The organism is uncultured Parolsenella sp. (assembly GCF_958346945.1).
Classification (GTDB): Bacteria; Actinomycetota; Coriobacteriia; order Coriobacteriales; family Atopobiaceae; genus Parolsenella.
The window spans coordinates 82,174-98,403 of sequence record NZ_CATVTL010000003.1; the positions used below are offsets into that span (position 1 = coordinate 82,174).

General features: G+C 68.6%; 12 protein-coding genes. 3 read left to right on the forward strand and 9 right to left on the reverse strand.

All coding sequences use genetic code 11. The annotated features are described in order from the left end of the window. Positions 1-70 precede the first annotated feature (70 nt). Both Q3866_RS03295 and mnmA read left to right on the forward strand, forming a co-directional pair. Positions 71-1,264 (forward strand): cysteine desulfurase family protein, encoded by a 1,194-nt coding sequence (locus tag Q3866_RS03295; protein ID WP_301829583.1) that lies wholly within the window; start codon positions 71-73, stop codon positions 1,262-1,264. Then, the gene (mnmA, locus tag Q3866_RS03300) at positions 1,257-2,345 is read left to right on the forward strand and encodes a tRNA 2-thiouridine(34) synthase MnmA (protein WP_301829585.1); all 1,089 of its coding nucleotides are present in this window, start codon (positions 1,257-1,259) and stop codon (positions 2,343-2,345) included. The genes Q3866_RS03295 and mnmA overlap by 8 nt, the downstream gene beginning before the upstream one ends. Positions 2,346-2,403: 58 nt before the next feature. Here the strand turns inward: mnmA and Q3866_RS03305 are convergent, their stop codons facing one another. The 9 genes from Q3866_RS03305 to Q3866_RS03345 form a co-directional block, all read right to left on the reverse strand. Further along, positions 2,404-3,966: a C69 family dipeptidase gene (locus Q3866_RS03305; protein WP_301829587.1), complete on the reverse strand. Its 1,563-nt coding sequence runs from the start codon at positions 3,964-3,966 to the stop codon at positions 2,404-2,406. Positions 3,967-4,251: 285 nt separating this feature from the next. Then, the gene (locus Q3866_RS03310) at positions 4,252-6,084 is read right to left on the reverse strand and encodes an ABC transporter ATP-binding protein (protein WP_301829589.1); all 1,833 of its coding nucleotides are present in this window, start codon (positions 6,082-6,084) and stop codon (positions 4,252-4,254) included. Beyond that, entirely contained in the window at positions 6,071-7,894 is a 1,824-nt protein-coding gene (locus tag Q3866_RS03315) for an ABC transporter ATP-binding protein (protein WP_367881365.1), read from the reverse strand. The genes Q3866_RS03310 and Q3866_RS03315 overlap by 14 nt, the downstream gene beginning before the upstream one ends. Beyond that, the gene (locus tag Q3866_RS03320) at positions 7,891-8,388 is read right to left on the reverse strand and encodes a MarR family winged helix-turn-helix transcriptional regulator (protein ID WP_301829590.1); all 498 of its coding nucleotides are present in this window, start codon (positions 8,386-8,388) and stop codon (positions 7,891-7,893) included. The genes Q3866_RS03315 and Q3866_RS03320 overlap by 4 nt, the downstream gene beginning before the upstream one ends. 187 nt (positions 8,389-8,575) lie before the next feature. Further along, complete coding sequence (gene coaD, locus Q3866_RS03325) at positions 8,576-9,109, reverse strand: pantetheine-phosphate adenylyltransferase (protein WP_293673284.1); 534 nt, start codon at positions 9,107-9,109, stop codon at positions 8,576-8,578. Between the two features lie 3 nt (positions 9,110-9,112). Next, the gene (gene rsmD, locus Q3866_RS03330; protein ID WP_301829592.1) at positions 9,113-9,688 is read right to left on the reverse strand and encodes a 16S rRNA (guanine(966)-N(2))-methyltransferase RsmD; all 576 of its coding nucleotides are present in this window, start codon (positions 9,686-9,688) and stop codon (positions 9,113-9,115) included. Then, positions 9,685-11,829 (reverse strand): ATP-dependent DNA helicase RecG, encoded by a 2,145-nt coding sequence (gene recG / locus Q3866_RS03335; RefSeq protein WP_301829593.1) that lies wholly within the window; start codon positions 11,827-11,829, stop codon positions 9,685-9,687. Before recG ends, rsmD begins: the two co-directional genes overlap by 4 nt. 72 nt (positions 11,830-11,901) lie before the next feature. Beyond that, on the reverse strand, positions 11,902-13,563 hold the full coding sequence (locus Q3866_RS03340; RefSeq protein WP_301829595.1) for a DAK2 domain-containing protein: 1,662 nt from the start codon (positions 13,561-13,563) through the stop codon (positions 11,902-11,904). Positions 13,564-13,655: 92 nt separating this feature from the next. Beyond that, positions 13,656-14,003, reverse strand: coding sequence for an Asp23/Gls24 family envelope stress response protein (locus Q3866_RS03345; protein ID WP_293673037.1), 348 nt, complete (start codon positions 14,001-14,003; stop codon positions 13,656-13,658). Between the two features lie 614 nt (positions 14,004-14,617). On the opposite strand from Q3866_RS03345, the gene Q3866_RS03350 reads away from it, so the two are divergent. Beyond that, on the forward strand, positions 14,618-16,183 hold the full coding sequence (locus Q3866_RS03350; protein ID WP_301829598.1) for an amidohydrolase: 1,566 nt from the start codon (positions 14,618-14,620) through the stop codon (positions 16,181-16,183). Positions 16,184-16,230 lie beyond the last annotated feature (47 nt).

Below are 16,230 nucleotides of genomic sequence, written 5' to 3' on the forward strand. Positions count from 1 at the left end.
TGTCCCACGTTACCTGCGGTTTGGGACAATAAGGCTACGGGCTTAACTGTCCCAACCGAAACGGGAAGCCATGAGCCTCATCTACCTCGACAACGCGGCCACCACCAGGCCAAGCACGGCGGCGCTCGACGCCATGCGCCTCATAGGCACGGGCGACGCCTTCGCCAACCCCGCGAGCCAGCATGCTGCGGGAGACGCCGCACGCCAGACCCTCGAGGGAGCGCGACGCACCGTGGCCGAGTGCCTCCATGCCCGCCCGAGCGAGGTCGAGTTCACCTCGGGAGGCTCCGAGGCCAACAACCAGGCCCTGCTCACGGGCGCCGCCCATGGCGCGCGCGAGGGCAGGCGGCACATCGTGGCCTCGGCCATTGAACACCCCAGCGTCCTGCGCTGCCTCGACTGGCTCGCGAGCGCAGACGGCCCCTATGGCGGAGGCTTCGAGATAACGCTCGTAAAGCCGCAGCCAGACGGCGTGGTGGCGGTCGAGGACGTCAAGGCGGCCCTGTGCGAGGACACGGCCCTGGTCTCGCTCATGTACGCGAACAACGAGGTGGGGGCCGTGCAGCCCGTACGCGAGGTCTGCCGCATGTGCCGCAAGCGCGGCATCTTGTTTCACACCGACGCCGTGCAGGCCGCGGGGCACCTCCCCCTCGACTTTACGCGCGACGGCTTTGACCTGCTCACCCTCTCGGCCCATAAGTTCCACGGGCCGCGCGGCACCGGGGCGCTGCTGTGCTCCCACCGCATCGTGCCGGCCTCGCTCGTCCACGGCGGCGCACAGGAGCGCGGCCACCGCGCTGGCACCGCCGACGTCGCCAGCGCCTGCGGCATGGCGGCGGCGCTCAGGGAGGCCACAAACAACCTCGAGGCAGACCGCGCGAGGCTCGAGGCCCTGCGCGAGCGGCTCGTAGCCCAGCTCGAGCGCATCGACGGCGCGCGCGTCCTAGGGCCCTCCCTGCCCGAGCGGCGCGTGGGCGGCATCGTGGCCGTCACGCTCGCGGGCGTCGACCACGAGAGCGCGCTCGTTCTGCTCGACGGACGCGGCGTCTGCGTGAGCGCGGGGTCTGCCTGCGCGGCGGGGGCCGTCGAGAAGAGCCACGTGCTCGCCGCCATGGGCGTGGGTGACGAGGAGGCGCGCACCTACCTGCGCATCTCGCTCGATGCGGCCGAGAACGACGAGGCAGACGTCGACGCGGCGGCCGCGGCCATCGCAGACGTCGCAGCCACCCTGCGGACCCGCGCCAGGGAGGTGGGCCGTGGGTAGGGGGCGCGTGCTCGTTGCCATGAGCGGCGGCGTCGACTCGAGCGTCGTGGCAAACCTGCTGGTGGAGCAGGGCTATGACTGCCTGGGCGCCACGATGCGCCTCGCAAGCAACGAGGACGACCGTCCCGGTGAGCGCACCTGCTGCAGCACCGACGACGTGGCGGACGCCCGCCAGGCCTGTTGGGACGCGGGCATCCGCCACTACACCTTCGACTACACAAACCAGTTCTCCCGCGAGGTCATCGACCCATTCGTGGCGGGCTACGAGGCGGGCCTCACCCCCAACCCCTGCGTGGCCTGCAACCGCCACCTCAAGTTTGGCGCCCTGCTCGACCGCGCGCTCGAGCTGGGGTGCGACCACCTCGCGACCGGCCACTACGCCCGCGTGACGCACGACGCGCGCGGCTACCACCTGCTCAAGGGCGTCGACGCGGCCAAGGACCAGAGCTACTTCCTCTTTGGCCTCACGCAGCAGCGCCTCGCCCACGTGATGTTTCCGCTGGGCGGCCTCCACAAGGCGTCCGAGGTGCGCGACCTCGCGGAGCGTATGGGGCTGTCGAGCGCGCACAAGAAGGACTCCGAGGGTATCTGCTTCGTGCCCGGCGGCGACCACCTGCGCTTCATCGAGGCGCGCACGGGCCGCGCGGCGCGGCCCGGCGACGTCCTCGACGCACAGGGCAACGTCATCGGCACGCACGCGGGGGCGCTGCGCTACACCCTCGGCCAGCGCAAGGGCCTGGGCGTGGCCTGCGCCCACCCGGTCTACGTGGTTGGTATCGACACGACGGCCAACACCGTGACCCTGGGCGAGCAGGAGCAGCTCCTCTCGAGCGAGCTTGTCGCCGGCGACTGGAACTGGGTCGCGGGACAGGTGCCCGTCGCTCCCCTGCGGGCAGCCGCCAAGGTGCGCTACCACCAGCCCGACCAACCCTGCCTCGTCACGCCGCTGGCAGACGGGCGCGTGAGGGTCGAGTTCGAGACGCCCCAGCGCGCGATCACGCCTGGCCAGGCCGTCGTCGTCTACGAGGGCGATGAGTGCCTGGGCGGCGGCACCATCCTGGCCCAGGACGTATCCGCATAAAGCGACGCGCCCGGCCCCACGGGGAGCCAGGCGCGCCACGTTCGCGGTATCGACCGGATTAGTGGTCGGACAGCGAGAAACCGTTCCGCATCTTCATGCTCGACGTGTAGAGGACCTTCCCCAGGAGCTTGCCGGTCTCCTCGCGGAGCCTCTCGGCCACGCGTTCGTTGGCAGCCTCGAGCAGCTCGGCGACGTCGGCGCCCTCGGCAAGACCCGCCACCGCCGCGTCGCACTCGCGCAGCACCTGGTGGCCGTAGGCCATCGTGACCTCGCGGTAGTTGTCGATGGCGTTGATGTTGTCGCCAAAGTGGGGGTCGACGATTGCAGCGATGAGACGGTTTGCCCAGTAGAAGTTCTCGCTTGTCACGGTGTCGGTGGTGTCGCGCAGGTAGGCCGGCGTGTCGCTCACGAGGCCGTAGAAGGGCACGAGCGTGTTGAAGGCGTTGGAGCCGTAGGCCATCCACTGCACGCAGCGGCAGGCAGCGGGCGCGTACGGGCGAATCTGCAGGACGGCGAGCTGCGAGTTGCGGTTGATGCCAATGGGACGGTAGCGGTGCGCCTGCTCGGGCGTGCCAAGGTTGCCGTAGGGGTCATACGGCGTGCCCTCGTAGTGGCTCGACAGCACGTCCTTGACGTCCTCGATCGTGAGCCTGCGCTCGGGCACGCGGCACCAGGGGATGTCGTCGGAGTCGGGCGTGAAGTCGGCGTCGGGGCCGTCCCAGATGTCGGAGGGATTGAGCGCGCGCTGCATGACCCAGGCGCGGCAGGTGTTGTAGACGTGGTCGCGCTCGGTGTGCGAGCCAAAGGCCTCGCGCGGGTTGAAGAGGGCGTGCACGCCGTCTGTGCCAGCGGCGTCCTCGTCATCGGAGCCCGCGAGGCCGAGGTCGGCGTCGGAGAACGTGAGGTCGAGGTAGTTCGCGGCCATCCACTCGCGCAGGTCGGCCGAGCACAGGCAGTCCCTCTGCTCGCCAAAGGCGTCATCGAGGTCGAACTCGTCGATGCCCAGCTGGTTGGGCATCGTGACGTAGGCCTCGTCGGGCACGCGGCGGGCGATCCAGTGGTGGCCGCCCACGGTCTCCATCCACCAGATCTCGTCGGCGTCGGAGAAGGCGGTGCCGTTCATCTCGTAGGTGCCGTAGGTCTCGAGCAGCTCGCCCAGGCGCAGCACGCCCTCGCGGGCGCTGTGGATGTAGGGAAGCACGATGGTGAGGAAGTCCTCCTCGCCAATGCCACCGGCGACCTCGGGCTCATAGCCCGGCTCGCCCGGCTTTCCCTTGGCGGGCCTGAGGGCCACGAGCGGGTCTGCACCCAGCACGCGCTCGTTGGTGGTGAGCGTCTCGGTGGCGCTCATGGCCACCTGGCTCTCGTTAAAGCCAGCCTCGCCCCAGATGCCCTGGGAGAGGTTGGCGTTGGGAACGGCGGTATAGCGCTGCGGGTCGTCGGGCAGGTCGATCTGGACGTGCGAGATGACCGAGGTGTAGTGGCGCGGCTGCGAATCCGGGTCGACTACGACGAAGCGCTTCGACTCGAACGTGCCGTTGCCGGAGTCCTCGTTGCGGGCAACGATCGTCGAGCCGTCGTAGCTCGCCTTCTTGCCAATGAGAATGGTGGTGCAGGGCATGGTTCCTCCCTTGGGTTGTCCTCGCGTGCGCGAGTTTGTGTCCGCACCCGAGGGTAGCACTTGGCGCAGCCCTCCGCTGCCCAAACAAGACGCGTGCCCAACGCGACAAAGATTGAAGCTACGGAGCTCGATTTAGTCACGTTGAGCACGCGAGGGGGCATCTTGTCGCATCAGGCACGCGAACCAGCCACAAACGGTGAGCGAGGGGGGGGTGCACGGGCGCTCCCTCATTTTCAGAAAGGGTGACAAAGGGCCCTGACCCCATTGTCACCATTATTTCGCTCGCTAGGCGAACTGGCTCAGATAGAGGCTTGCGTAGGCGCCGTTTGCCTCCATGAGCTGCTCGTGGGTGCCCTGCTCAATGATCGTGCCGTGGTCCATCACGAGGATGAGGTCGGCATCGACGATCGTCGAGAGGCGGTGGGCGATCACGAAGCTCGTGCGCCCGGCCATGAGCGTCTCCATCGCATGGACGATGGCCTGCTCGGTGCGCGTGTCAACCGAGCTCGTGGCCTCGTCGAGGATGAGAATCGCGGGGTCGGCGAGCATTGCGCGGGCGATGGTGAGGAGCTGCCGCTGGCCCGCGCTCACGCTCTCGGCGTCGTTGGCGAGCACGGTGTCGTAGCCCTTGGGCAGCGTGCGGATGTAGAAGTCGACGTGGGCCGCCTTGGCCGCGGCCACGACCTCCTCGCGCGTGGCGTCGGGCCGGCCGTAGGCGATGTTGTCGGCCACCGTGCCCTCGAACAGCCACGCGTCCTGTAGCACCATGCCAAACTCGGCGCGCAGGTCGGCCGCGCGCATCGTGCGCGTGTCGACGCCGTCGAGCGTGATGCGGCCGCCATCGACCTCGTAGAAGCGCATGAGCAGGTTGATGAGCGTGGTCTTGCCGGCGCCCGTGGCGCCCACGATGGCGATCTTCTGTCCGGGCTCGGCCAGAAGAGAGACGTCGCGCATGAGGGGCTTGGTCGGGCTGTAGCCAAAGCGCACGTGCTCAAAGGCCACGCGTCCCCGCACCGGGTGCGCGAGCGTCGCGGGGTTCGCGGGGTCTGCCTCGACCTCGTCTGCGTCGAGCAGGGCAAACACGCGCTCGGCGGCGGCAAGCGCACCCTGCAGCATGTTGACCGTGAGGCCCAGCTGCGTGAGGGGCTCGGAGCCCTGCGTCACGAACTGGAAGAACGCCTGGAAGGCGCCAACCGTGAGCTGACCCGCCACGAGCATGGTGCCCGCGAGCACCGCAATCGTCACCTGGCACAGGCGCATGAGGAAGCGGATGGCAGGTCCGACGGCGTTCGTGAGGAAGTCCGCGCGGGCGCTGGCGTTGGCAAGGCGCGTGGCGTCGGCCGCGACCTTTTCAGCGCTGCTGAGCTCGCTGCCAAAGGCAAGGATCACCGAGCGGCCCGAGTAGGCCTGCTCGACCTGGCTCGTGAGCGCGCCCAGGGCGTCCTGGCGGGCGCTTCCGGCGGCCAGGGCGCGAGAGGCGAAGAACTTCGTGACGAGCAGGGCCACCGCCGTGAAGGCGGCGAACACGAGCGTGAGCCGCACGTTGTAGGTGAGCATCACGGCAATGGCACCAATCACGAACACCACCGAGGTCACGAGCTGCAGCAGGCCTCGCTGCATCGACTCAGAGATCTTGTCGAGGTCGTTGGTGGCGCGGCTGATGGTGTCGCCGGGCTGGTGGGCGTCGAAGTAGGCAAGCGGCAGGCGCTCGATCTTGGACGAGATGCGGCGGCGCAGCGACAGGTTCAGGCGCTCGGCGAAGCTCGCCATGACGAGGGCCTGCAGGGCGTAGAAGGCCCAGGCCACCGTCCAGATGCCAAAGAACGTGAGGATGCGCGCCCCACCGTTGTTGAGCGCCACGGAGAACGCCTCGCCCGCGCCCCGGCACGCCTGGATGTTGGCCCACAGCGTGTCGATGAGGTCGGCCGAGTAGGCAACGGCCCCCAGGCTCGCGGCGACGTAGAGGACGCTCGAGACGACGGCCACGACGACGCGCCAGCGCTGCCCTGCGGCCGCCTCCCACAGACGCCTTGCGGTACGTCCGGCGTGCTCGGGAACCGCAAGCTCCTCGGGCGCCTCGGGCGCCTGGTACTCGAGCTCGTCGTTAGCGCTGGTCATGGTGGCCTCCCCTCTCCTGGGACTCGGCAATCTCGCGGTAGGTGTCGCAGGTCTTCATGAGCTCGTCGTGACGGCCCAGCCCCACGACACGCCCGTCTCTAAGCACGACGATCTGGTCGGCGTCGCGGATGGTGCTCACGCGCTGGGCGATGATGAGCGTGGCGGCGCAGGCGAGCTCGGGCGCAAGGGCGTGGCGCAGCGCCGCGTCGGTCTTGTAGTCGAGGGCCGAGAACGAGTCGTCGAAGACGTAGAGGTCGGCCTCGCGCACGAGGGCGCGAGCGATGGCCAGACGCTGGCGCTGGCCGCCCGAGAAGTTCGTGCCGCCCTGCGACACGCGGGCGTCGAGGCCGCCCGGAAGCTCGCGCACGAAGTCTGCCTGGGCCACATCGAGGGCATGCCACAGGCGCGCGTCGTCTGCCTCGGGCGCCCCCTGGCGCAGGTTCTCGGCAATGGTGCCCGAGAAGAGCCAGGCCTTCTGCGGCACGTAGGAGATGCGCTCGCGCAGGCTCGCCTGGGTGAGCTCGCGCACGTCGGTGCCAAGGAACTCGAGCGAGCCATCCGTGACGTCGGCGAAGCGCAGCAGCATCTTGGCGATGGTCGACTTGCCCGAGCCCGTGTTGCCAATGATCGCGGTGACCTGGCCGCGCGCAAGGGCAAAGTCGAGCCCGTGCAGGGTCTCCTCGTCGGCGTCTGAGTAGCGCAGGCTCGCGTGGACAAAGCGCGCCACGGGCACGTCTGCCCGCATCTCGCTGCCCGCACCCAGCTCGCGCGGGCCGTCGACGATCGCCGGCTCCACCGCCAGCACCTCGACGGCGCGGTCCAGGCACGCAAGGGCGCGTGGCACCGAGACGATGGCGAACTGGGCCATCATCATGAAGAACAGGATGAGCATCGCGTACTCGATGAGGGCCGAGATGGAGCCGATCTGCATGGCGCCCGCGCCCACGCGGTTCGCGCCGTTCCACATGATGAGCGACTCGACGACGTTCATGAGGAAGAACGTCAGGGCGTCGGTCGTGGCGAAGACCAGGTTCACGCGGATGGCGTTCGTGGCGTAACGCTCGAAGGTCTCGTTGAGCGTGGCCGTCGTCTGCTCCTCGCGGCCAAACGCGCGCACGACGCGCACGCCGCCAATGGCCTCGCGCAGGCGGGCGTTCATCGCGTCGATGAAGCTCTGGAGCTTCTCGAAGACGGGCGCGGTGCCGAGTACGGCGGCAAGTGAGAGAGCAAGCGTCACGAGCGCCACAGCAAGCAAGATCCAGCCCATGACCGCATCGGTCGAGAAGGCCAGGCCCCAGGCGATGACGCACATGACGGGCACGGGGAAGATCATGAGGATCGTCATGAGCAGCGTCTGCTGCACCACGTTGGCGTCTGAGAGCGTGCGCGTGATCATCGAGCCCGTGCCGATACGGTTGAAGTCCTCGGCCGGGAACTTGAGCGACGCCTCGTAGACGCGGCAGCGCAGGTCGCGGCCCACGTTGGCGCACAGGCGCGAGGCAAGCCACGTCGAGGCGATGTAGCCGGCAGATCCTGCGAGCGCAGCCGCCAGCATGAGGCCGCCATGGACGAGGAACTCGCTCGTGTCGTGCGTCGTCACGGCCGTGTTGATCATGGCCGAGAGCTGCGTGGGGATGAGCAGCATGCCCGAGAGGTCGAACAGCATCGCCACGAAGGTCGCGAGGACGAGCCCCTTGTAGGGGGCCATGAGGCGCGCGAGCAGACGCAGGCCCGCGCCGTGCCCCTTAAGGCCCTCCTCGCGCGCGATGCGCCTGAGCTCGGCCTCGATGGTCGTATCGTTGTTGCTCACTTGTCCCTTCCCTTCATGTTCGCAAGCTCCTGCTCGATGGCCGCGGCGTACTTCTCGACCAGGCGCAGCATCTCGGCGCGTTCGACGGGCTCGAGGGTCTGGAAGGCCCGGCGTTCGGCGATGTTCGCCGGCACGATCTGCGTGCGCGCAAACTCCCGGCCCGTCTCGGTGAACGACACTTGCTTGTTCTTGCGGCTGCCCTCGCAGAAGGAGATCTCGACGTAGCCCTTGCCCTCGAGCGCGCGCAGCGACGAGGCAACCGTCTGCTTGGGGCTGCAGCAGCGCTCGACGAGCTCGCGCATCGGGGCGGTGTCACCGCAGGTGTAGATGACGTACATGAGCCAATAGGCGTTCTCGGAGATGCCGCAGTTGACGGCTATCTCGTGGTAGAGCTGGTCGCTCTTGCGGTAGAGCAAGTCAAAGCTACGACTCCACACGTCCATGCAGACCAGGCCGTTGGCATCGAGCGCCCGCGATTCGTCTACATACTCCACAATGCTCCAAATCATCCGAAATCAGACTAACGGCTTGCTATGATAGTCTGATTTCGGACGTTTAGCAACCACGATTCTCATAGGGCCGCAAGGTCACGGGGGCAACGCACCGTCTCCTCACAAAGAAGGGAGCCGTGACCCGCAGGCTCCGACTCCCCCACACAAACACGTTCGATAAAAGCGCGGCTTATGCCTTGTGCGAGAAGTGCTCGCCCAGCTTCTCTACCACGCAGGGCGGCACGAGCATCGAGACGTCGGCGCCCAGCCCCGCCAGCTCGCGCACGATTGAGCTCGAGACGTAGCCATAGGCGGGGTTGCTCATCACGAAGATGCTCTCGACGTCGGGCGCCAGACGAAAGTTGAGGTCTGCCTGCTGCAACTCGTACTCGAAGTCGGTCATGGCGCGCAGGCCCTTGACCACGGCACCTGCCCCCACCTCGTGGCAGAAGTCGACGAGCAGGCCCGTGAGCGGGCGCACGTCGACGCCCTCGCTCACGCCCTCGTCGGCAAGCGCGCGGCGGGCGAGCTCGACGCGCTCGTCAAGCGACAGCACCGGTCCCGTGCCGTTCTTGCCCAGGCTCGCGGCAACGGCCACCGTGACGCGGCCGGCGATGCGGCGGGCGCGGCGCACGACGTCGATGTGGCCATAGGTGATGGGGTCGAACGTACCGGGCACGACCACGTGCTCGATGCGGTCGATGTGCTGGGTCGGCATGCTCATGCTCTAGGATTCCCTTCCAAGGAGGTCGACGGCCGTCTGACCATAGCGCTTCTGCTTGAGCGGCACAAACCCGGCCGGCTCGATCGTGGGGCGGCTCGCGGAGCGCTCGTAGAGAACGATGGCGTCGGACGCGAGCAGCCCGCTGCAGTCGAGCGCCCCGACGAGGCCGGCGACGACGTCCACCTCGGTGGCATAGGGCGGGTCGAGCAAAACGATGTCGAACGGCGCGCCCGCGAGGCTGCCCGCGGCCGCGAGGCGGCACGAGTCGCCGCGTACCACCGCGAAGGTGGCGGAGGCGGCGCCAAGGGTGCCGGCGTTTCTGCGCACGCGCGCGCAGGCCCCGCGGTCGAGGTCGACGAAGGTGACGTGGGCGGCGCCGCGGCTCAAGAGCTCGAGGCCAAGCGCCCCCGAGCCGGCGAAGGCGTCGAGCGCTCGCACGTCGTCGAGCGAAAGGCCGCGGGCGCTGAGCAGCATCGACGAGACGGCCTCGCGCACGCGGTCGGTCGTGGGACGCGTGACGTCGCGCCCGTCGGGGGCCTCGATGGGGTGACCCTTCCACTTGCCTCCAACGATTCTCATCTGTCTGCCCTCTCTCCCCTGAAGTAGGCGCCAAACCGACGGCGCACCTCGCGCGAAAGGGGCGCGTGGCGCGCGTCGGTGAGCGCCGGGTCACTCTCTACGATTGCCTCGGCGTCCGCATGGGCCGCCGCCACGAGGTCCGCGTCGGCCACGAGGTCGACGAGGCGAAGCGTCACGCCGCCGCTCTGACGGTATCCCAGGACCTCGCCCTCGTGGCGCAGGCGCAGGTCCGTCTCAGCAAGCTCGAAGCCGTCGCTCGTGCGCTCGAGCGAGCGCAGGCGCTTGGCCGCCGGGCTCGTTCCGCGCGCCGCGCTCACCAGGTAGACGCTGCCCGCGCACCTGCCGCGGCCCACGCGTCCGCGCAGCTGGTGCAGGGTCGCCAGGCCAAAGCGGTCGGCGTCCCAGATCATCATGACCGTGGCGTTGGGCACGTCGACGCCCACCTCGACCACCGTGGTCGAGACGAGCACGTCGATGGTGCCTGCGCGGAAGGCTGCCATGACCTCGTCCTTCTCGGCCGTGGGCATGCGTCCGTGGAGCAGCCCCACCTCAGAGCCCCTGAACACGCGCTGTAGTCGCTCGTGGGTGGCAAGTGCCGAGTGCGGCTTGGCCGAGGTCTGGGCCAGCTCGGCCTGCGGCACGTCGTCGAGCTCGTCGCCCTCGTCGGCGTCGTCCACGAGCGGGCAGATCACGTAGGCCTGGTGCCCCGCCGCGATGGCGTCGGCGATCGCGGTGTGGGCGATGTCGGCGTTCTCGGGCGTGACGAGCTTGGTGGTGACGCCCACGCCCGGGTGCGGGCGGTGCGTGATGCGCGAGCAGTCGAGGTCGCCGTAGACCGAGAGCGCAAGCGTGCGCGGGATGGGCGTCGCCGTCATCGTGAGCTGGTCGGCCGCCTCGCCCTTGGCGCGCAGGCGGGCGCGCTGCCCCACGCCAAAGCGGTGCTGCTCGTCAACCACGACGAGCGACAGGTCATGAAACTGTAGGTCGTCGCCGAGCACGGCCGTGGTGCCAAAGATGACCGTGAGTTCGCCTGCTGCCAGGCGCCCCGCGACGCCGGCGCGCTCGGGGGTGGGGGTGGCGCCCGTCACGAGTGCCCAGCTCACCTGCGCCGCGTCGAGCACGGGGCCGAGCTTCTCGGCATACTGGCGCGCGAGCACCGAGGTGGGCGCCATGACGGCGGCCTGGGTCCCCGAGTCTGCGCAGGCGGCGAGCGCCACGGCCGCCACGGCCGTCTTGCCCGTTCCCACGTCGCCCAGAAGTAGGCGGTTCATGGGGCGGGGCGCGGCCATGTCGGCCAGGATGTCGCGAGCGGCCGCGTCCTGCTCGTCCGTGAGCGAGAAGGGCAGGGCCGCGAGCAGTGCGTCCCTGTGCGGGCCGTCAACGACGTGCTGGTGGGGGCGCACGTCTGCCACCTCGATGGCACGGCGCGCGAGCAGGGCCACCTGCAGACAGAGCAGCTCGTCGAAGGCGAGGCGGCGGCGGGCATGCTCGGCGCCAACGCGCGAGGTAGGAAAGTGCGCCTCGCGAAGCGCCCGGGCGAGCGTCATGAGCCGGTGGCTGGCAACGAGACTCGCGGGCAGGTAGTCGCAGGCGTCGGCGTAGTCGGCCACGGCGGCAGACGCGATGCGGCGCATCCAGGCCGCCGAGAGCCCCTCGGTCACGCCGTGGACCGGCAGCATACGAGCGAACGTAGCAGAGCCCACGCTCGCCTCGCCCTCCTTGGCCACGACCTCGTGGAACTGCGGGGTCATCTGCTTGAAGCCATAGGCAAACGTGACCTTGCCGGAGACCGCCAGGGTGTCGCCGCGATGGATCTGCTCGGCCAGCCACGGCTGCTTGAAGAAGGCGCACATGAGCACGCCGGAGGCGTCGACGAGCGCCACCTCGACAATCTGCAGGCGCGGGCGCGGGCGCTTGAGCGTCACCTTGTCGACGGCGCCCACCACCGTGGCCTCGCTGCCGATATCGGCAGCGGCCACGGGCGTCACGCGCGTGAAGTCGAGGTAGCGGTGCGGCACGTGGAGCAGGGCGTCGCGCACGGTGCGCACGCCAATGCGCTCGAGGGCCTCGGCGCGTGCCCCGCGAGCAAAACGCAGGCGTGAGACATCAGCGTCCCACGCCCGCGTGCGTGCGAGGCGCATCGACGCCTCGCCTATGGTAGGAAGGGTCCCGGCAACGCCGGGCTCTCCAGCCGCCCCCACGTTCCTTGCGACCTACTCGATCGAGAAGATGACGGGGTAGAGCGGCTGGCCGCCACGGTGGGCGTCGACCTCGAGGTCGGGCTGGGCGTCCTCGATGCGGTCGCACAGGGCCTCGAAGCGCTCGTCGTCCATGTCTTGGCCGGCAAGGATCGTGAGGGTGTCGCCCTCCTCCTCTTCCTGCATCTTGCTGATGAGGTCGAGGGTCACCTGCTCGACGTCGGAACCCACGATGGCGATGTCGCCGCCGGCGATGCCCATGATGTCGCCGTCGTGGATGGGCGTGCCGTCGGCCGCCTGGGAGTCGCGCACGGCGTGCGTAACCTCGCCGTCGCGGACCTCGGCGATGGCCTCGACCATGGCTTCGGCATTCTCGGCGGCGGTGGCGTCGGTGTCGACCGCGAACATCGCAGCGAATGCCTGGGGCACCGTCTTGGTGGGAACGACGACGATCTCGAAGTCCTCGCTCGCACTCGCGGCGGCCTCGGCGGCCATGCGGATGTTGCCGTTGTTGGGCAGCACGATGACGCTGTCGGCGTTGGTCGCGGCGGCGGCGTCGAGGATGTCGGCCGTGGAGGGGTTCATCGTCTGGCCACCGGAGACCACGACGTCGACGCCCAGGGACTTGAGAATCTCGGCCTCGCCGTCACCGGCGGCGACGGCCACGAAACCCAGCGGCTTGCGCGGCTCGCGGGCGGTCGCCTGGTCGTCGGCGATCTTGGCGGTGCGGTCGTGGGCCTCCATGTCCATGTTGTGGATGAAGACCTCGTAGACCTGGCCGTACTGAAGCATGTACTCGAGCACACGGTTGGGCTCGTTGGAGTGCACGTGCACCTTGAAGTCGGGGAAGGAGCCCACAACGAGCTCGCAGTCGCCCAGCGTGGCGAGGTGCGTGAGGGCGGCGTCCGGGTCAAAGCCCTCCTCGGCCTTGAAGAGGAACTCGTTGCAGTAGCGGTACTCCGAGCCCTCCCAGTCGTCATTGAGCTCGATGGCGACGCGCGCGTCGGCGGCGTTGTGGGCGCCGTCGGCCGTGGCGACGGTGGTGTCGAAGTCGATGGAGACGCCGCTCTTGCCCAGGGCCGCGTTCACGAAGGCCTCGACGAAGGTGGCGAAGCCGTAGGCGCCCGAGTCGACGACGCCATTCTCCTTGAGGACGGGCAGCAGGTCGGGCGTGCGCGCAACGCTCTCGTAGGCCTCGACGACGAGGGCCTCGAGCATCTCGGGAACGGGCATCTTCTCCTTGTCGCAGCGGTCCGCGCGGGCGCTCATGTCGCGGATGACGGTGAGGATCGTACCCTCGACCGGCTTGCGCACGGCCTTGAAGGCGACCTTGACGGCGTTGCGGAAGGCGCTCGCGATGTCGCCCGTGGTCACGGGGTCGTGCGCGCCCACGAGACCCTCGGCCATGCCACGCAGAATCTGGCTCGTGATGACGCCGGAGTTGCCGCGCGCGCCCATGAGCGAGCCGTGGGTGATCGCCTTGGCGACGGCCTCCATGTCGGCGCCAGCGGGCAGTGCGGCGACCTCGCGCACGACGGTGCCCAGCGTGAGCGACATATTGGTGCCGGTGTCGCCGTCGGGCACGGGGAAGACGTTGAGCTTGTTGATGTCCTCGGACTTGTCGGCGACGGCCTGTGCGGCCACGGGGAAGCACGAGCGAATCGTGTTGGCAATCATAGGTGAGATTCTCTCCAAATCGTAGGCTGGCCGGGCGCGGTGCGGGCCAGTAACGTGCGGCGGCCCGACGCGAGGCCGGGCCTTCTGTGTTGCTACTTGTTGGCGCGCAGGTCCTCGACGTGGACCGTAACGTCCGCGTCCTCAATCTGGGCGATCTCCTTGAGCGTGAAGCGCACGGCGCTCTGGAGGTTGCGCGAGACGCTCGCCATGTTGACGCCCTGCTCGAGCACGGTGTGCAGGTCGACCTTGACGGTGCCCTCGCAGGTGCTCACGTCGATGCCCTTGCGCAGGCTGCCGAGCGAGAGCAGGCGCACGATGTTGTCCTGGGCGTCCGTGTAGGCCATGCCCACCACGCCATAGCACTCGAGCGCGGCGTAGCCGGCAAGGTCGGCGATGACGTCGTTGGAGACCCGGAGGCTGCCGGGGATGGTAGTTGCCATGCGTCTCTCCTCTCAGAAGGCGGACGCAGGCGCGCCCGCCACCAGCGGCGCCGAGACTGGGGCGCCGCACTTGAGAACTTCATATGTGTACAGAAGTATAGCGCCACGCACGCGCGCGGCACCCGCATCGTGTTTCCATCTCAACAACATCCCTGCATATGCGACGTTATGTAAAGGAGAGATACCGCGGGCAGCCTCCTTCCCGGTTGTCACGATGCCAGGCGAGCAGCCCCGCTCTCCCAACCACAAATACCAGGCGAGCAGTCCCCCGCTCTCCCAACCACAAATTCCTAGGAAAATGGCGAAAACAGCATTTAGCGGATACTCATATTGACATATTCCTAGGAATTTGAGGGGGGTCCTTGGCGAGAGGGGTCTTTGGCGAGAGGGTCTCATGGCTAGCGATCGGCACCCCGTTGGCGGCGGCGTTGCTCGGTCATGTCCTTGTCGCCCATGGTCTTCCCAGCCGGCGCAGGCACCGTTGGCCGAGAAGCGCGGTCGCGGGCGCGTTCACGTACTAGCATGTTCACCGTTTACGGAACGCTTACATTCGCGAACAAGCGATCAACCACCGCGTCAAACGCAGACGCGTCACGCCAAACGTCAGGAGACGCATGAAGGTCTACGAGGGTCACATCCTTACCGTCAACGAGCACGACGACGTCTGCCGCTACCTCGTCGAGGAGGGCGGCCGCATCGCCTACGTGGGCAACGACCTGCCCGCCCGCTACGAGAGAACCCCCGTCGAGCACCTGGGACCACGCGCCCTCGTCCCCTGCTTCGTCGACACCCACGAGCATCTCGCGAGCTTCGCCACCTTCAACGCGGGCCTCAACGTCATGGACGCACGCTCCAACGAGCAGATCTGCGAGATGGTCGCCGACTTTGCCCACAACAGCGCCGCCAAGACCCTTATCGCCTTTGGCGCCTCGCCCTACTCCGTGGAGGAGGGCCGCCTCGTGAGCCGCGCCGAGCTCGACGCCGTCTGCCCCGACCGGCCCCTCATGCTCGTGAAGTACGACGGCCACGCCTGCGTCGTCAACTCGCGCCTGCTCGAGAGGGTCGAGAAGCGCGTGAGCGGCCTGCGCGGCTACCACCCCGAGACGGGCGAGATGAACCAGGAGGCGTTCTTTGCCGTCTCGGACTTCATCACGGGGTCGCTCTCCATCCCCGAGCTCGTGGGCAACATCCAACGCGCCATGGACTACCTCGCGGGCAAGGGCATCGGCATGGTCCACGATGTGAGCGGCGTGGGCTTTGCCGGAAACCTCGACATCTCGCTCGAGCGCTGGCTCGCCAAGAGCGCCCAGGGCGGCTTTGCCGTACGCGTGTTCCCCCAGTCGATGGACGTGCGCGTGGCCACGAGCCGTCACCTGCCGCGCATCGGCGGCTGCTTCGCCTGCGCGCTCGACGGCTGCTTTGGCTCCACCGACGCGGCGCTGGACGAGCCCTACGAGGGCACGGGCGACACCGGCGTGCTCTACTACACCGACGAGGAGGTCACGCGCTTCTGCGTCGAGGCGAACCGCGCGGGCCTGCAGATCGAGATGCACGCCATCGGGGATGCCGCCTTCGACCAGGCCACCCGCGCGCTCGCCGCCGCGCTCGAGGACCACCCGAGGCCAGACCACCGCCACGGCATCATCCACGCCTGCCTGCCCACCGAGGAGGGCCTCGAGCTCTGCGCGCGCCACCACATCCAGCTGCCGATGCAGACCTCGTTCATCGACTGGCCACAGGAGCCCGACGCCTACCTCGAGAAGATCCTGGGCGCCGAGCGCGCGGCGCGCCTCAACCCCCTGCGCGACCTCTGGGACCGCGGCATCACCATCTCGGCAGGCTCCGACGCCCCCTGCACCGACCCCGACCCCATCCTGTGGATGAGCCGCGCGTGCAACCACAGCAACCCCGCCCAGTCGCTCACCGTGCGCGAGGCCCTGCGCATGTGCACCTACAACGGCGCCTGGACCACGTTCGACGAGCGCGACTGGGGCTCGCTCGAGCCCGGCAAGCTCGCCAACATGACGGTCCTCTCGGCAGACCCCTACGAGACGGACCCGCGCGAGCTCGACCGGATCCGCGTGGAGCAGCTGCTGCTCGAGGGCAGGCCGTACGCGGCCCAGCGCCAGGGCGTCGCCGCTGCCATCGCCCGCGGCATCGCCGGCCACGGCAGCTGCTAGCAGGCATCGGCGCCAGCCCGAGCGCGGCCGATGCCGCCACGTCACGC

What these genes read in the sequence shown, in the direction of transcription:
- Q3866_RS03295 (WP_301829583.1), top strand. Translation starts at nt 71, where the DNA reads ATGAGCCTCATCTACCTCGACAACGCGGCCACCACCAGGCCAAGCACG.
- Q3866_RS03305 (WP_301829587.1), bottom strand. Translation starts at nt 3,966, where the DNA reads ATGCCCTGCACCACCATTCTCATTGGCAAGAAGGCGAGCTACGACGGC.
- coaD (WP_293673284.1), bottom strand. Translation starts at nt 9,109, where the DNA reads ATGAGCATGCCGACCCAGCACATCGACCGCATCGAGCACGTGGTCGTG.
- rsmD (WP_301829592.1), bottom strand. Translation starts at nt 9,688, where the DNA reads ATGAGAATCGTTGGAGGCAAGTGGAAGGGTCACCCCATCGAGGCCCCC.
- recG (WP_301829593.1), bottom strand. Translation starts at nt 11,829, where the DNA reads ATGCGCCTCGCACGCACGCGGGCGTGGGACGCTGATGTCTCACGCCTG.
- Q3866_RS03340 (WP_301829595.1), bottom strand. Translation starts at nt 13,563, where the DNA reads ATGATTGCCAACACGATTCGCTCGTGCTTCCCCGTGGCCGCACAGGCC.
- Q3866_RS03345 (WP_293673037.1), bottom strand. Translation starts at nt 14,003, where the DNA reads ATGGCAACTACCATCCCCGGCAGCCTCCGGGTCTCCAACGACGTCATC.
- Q3866_RS03310 (WP_301829589.1), bottom strand. Translation starts at nt 6,084, where the DNA reads ATGACCAGCGCTAACGACGAGCTCGAGTACCAGGCGCCCGAGGCGCCC.
- Q3866_RS03350 (WP_301829598.1), top strand. Translation starts at nt 14,618, where the DNA reads ATGAAGGTCTACGAGGGTCACATCCTTACCGTCAACGAGCACGACGAC.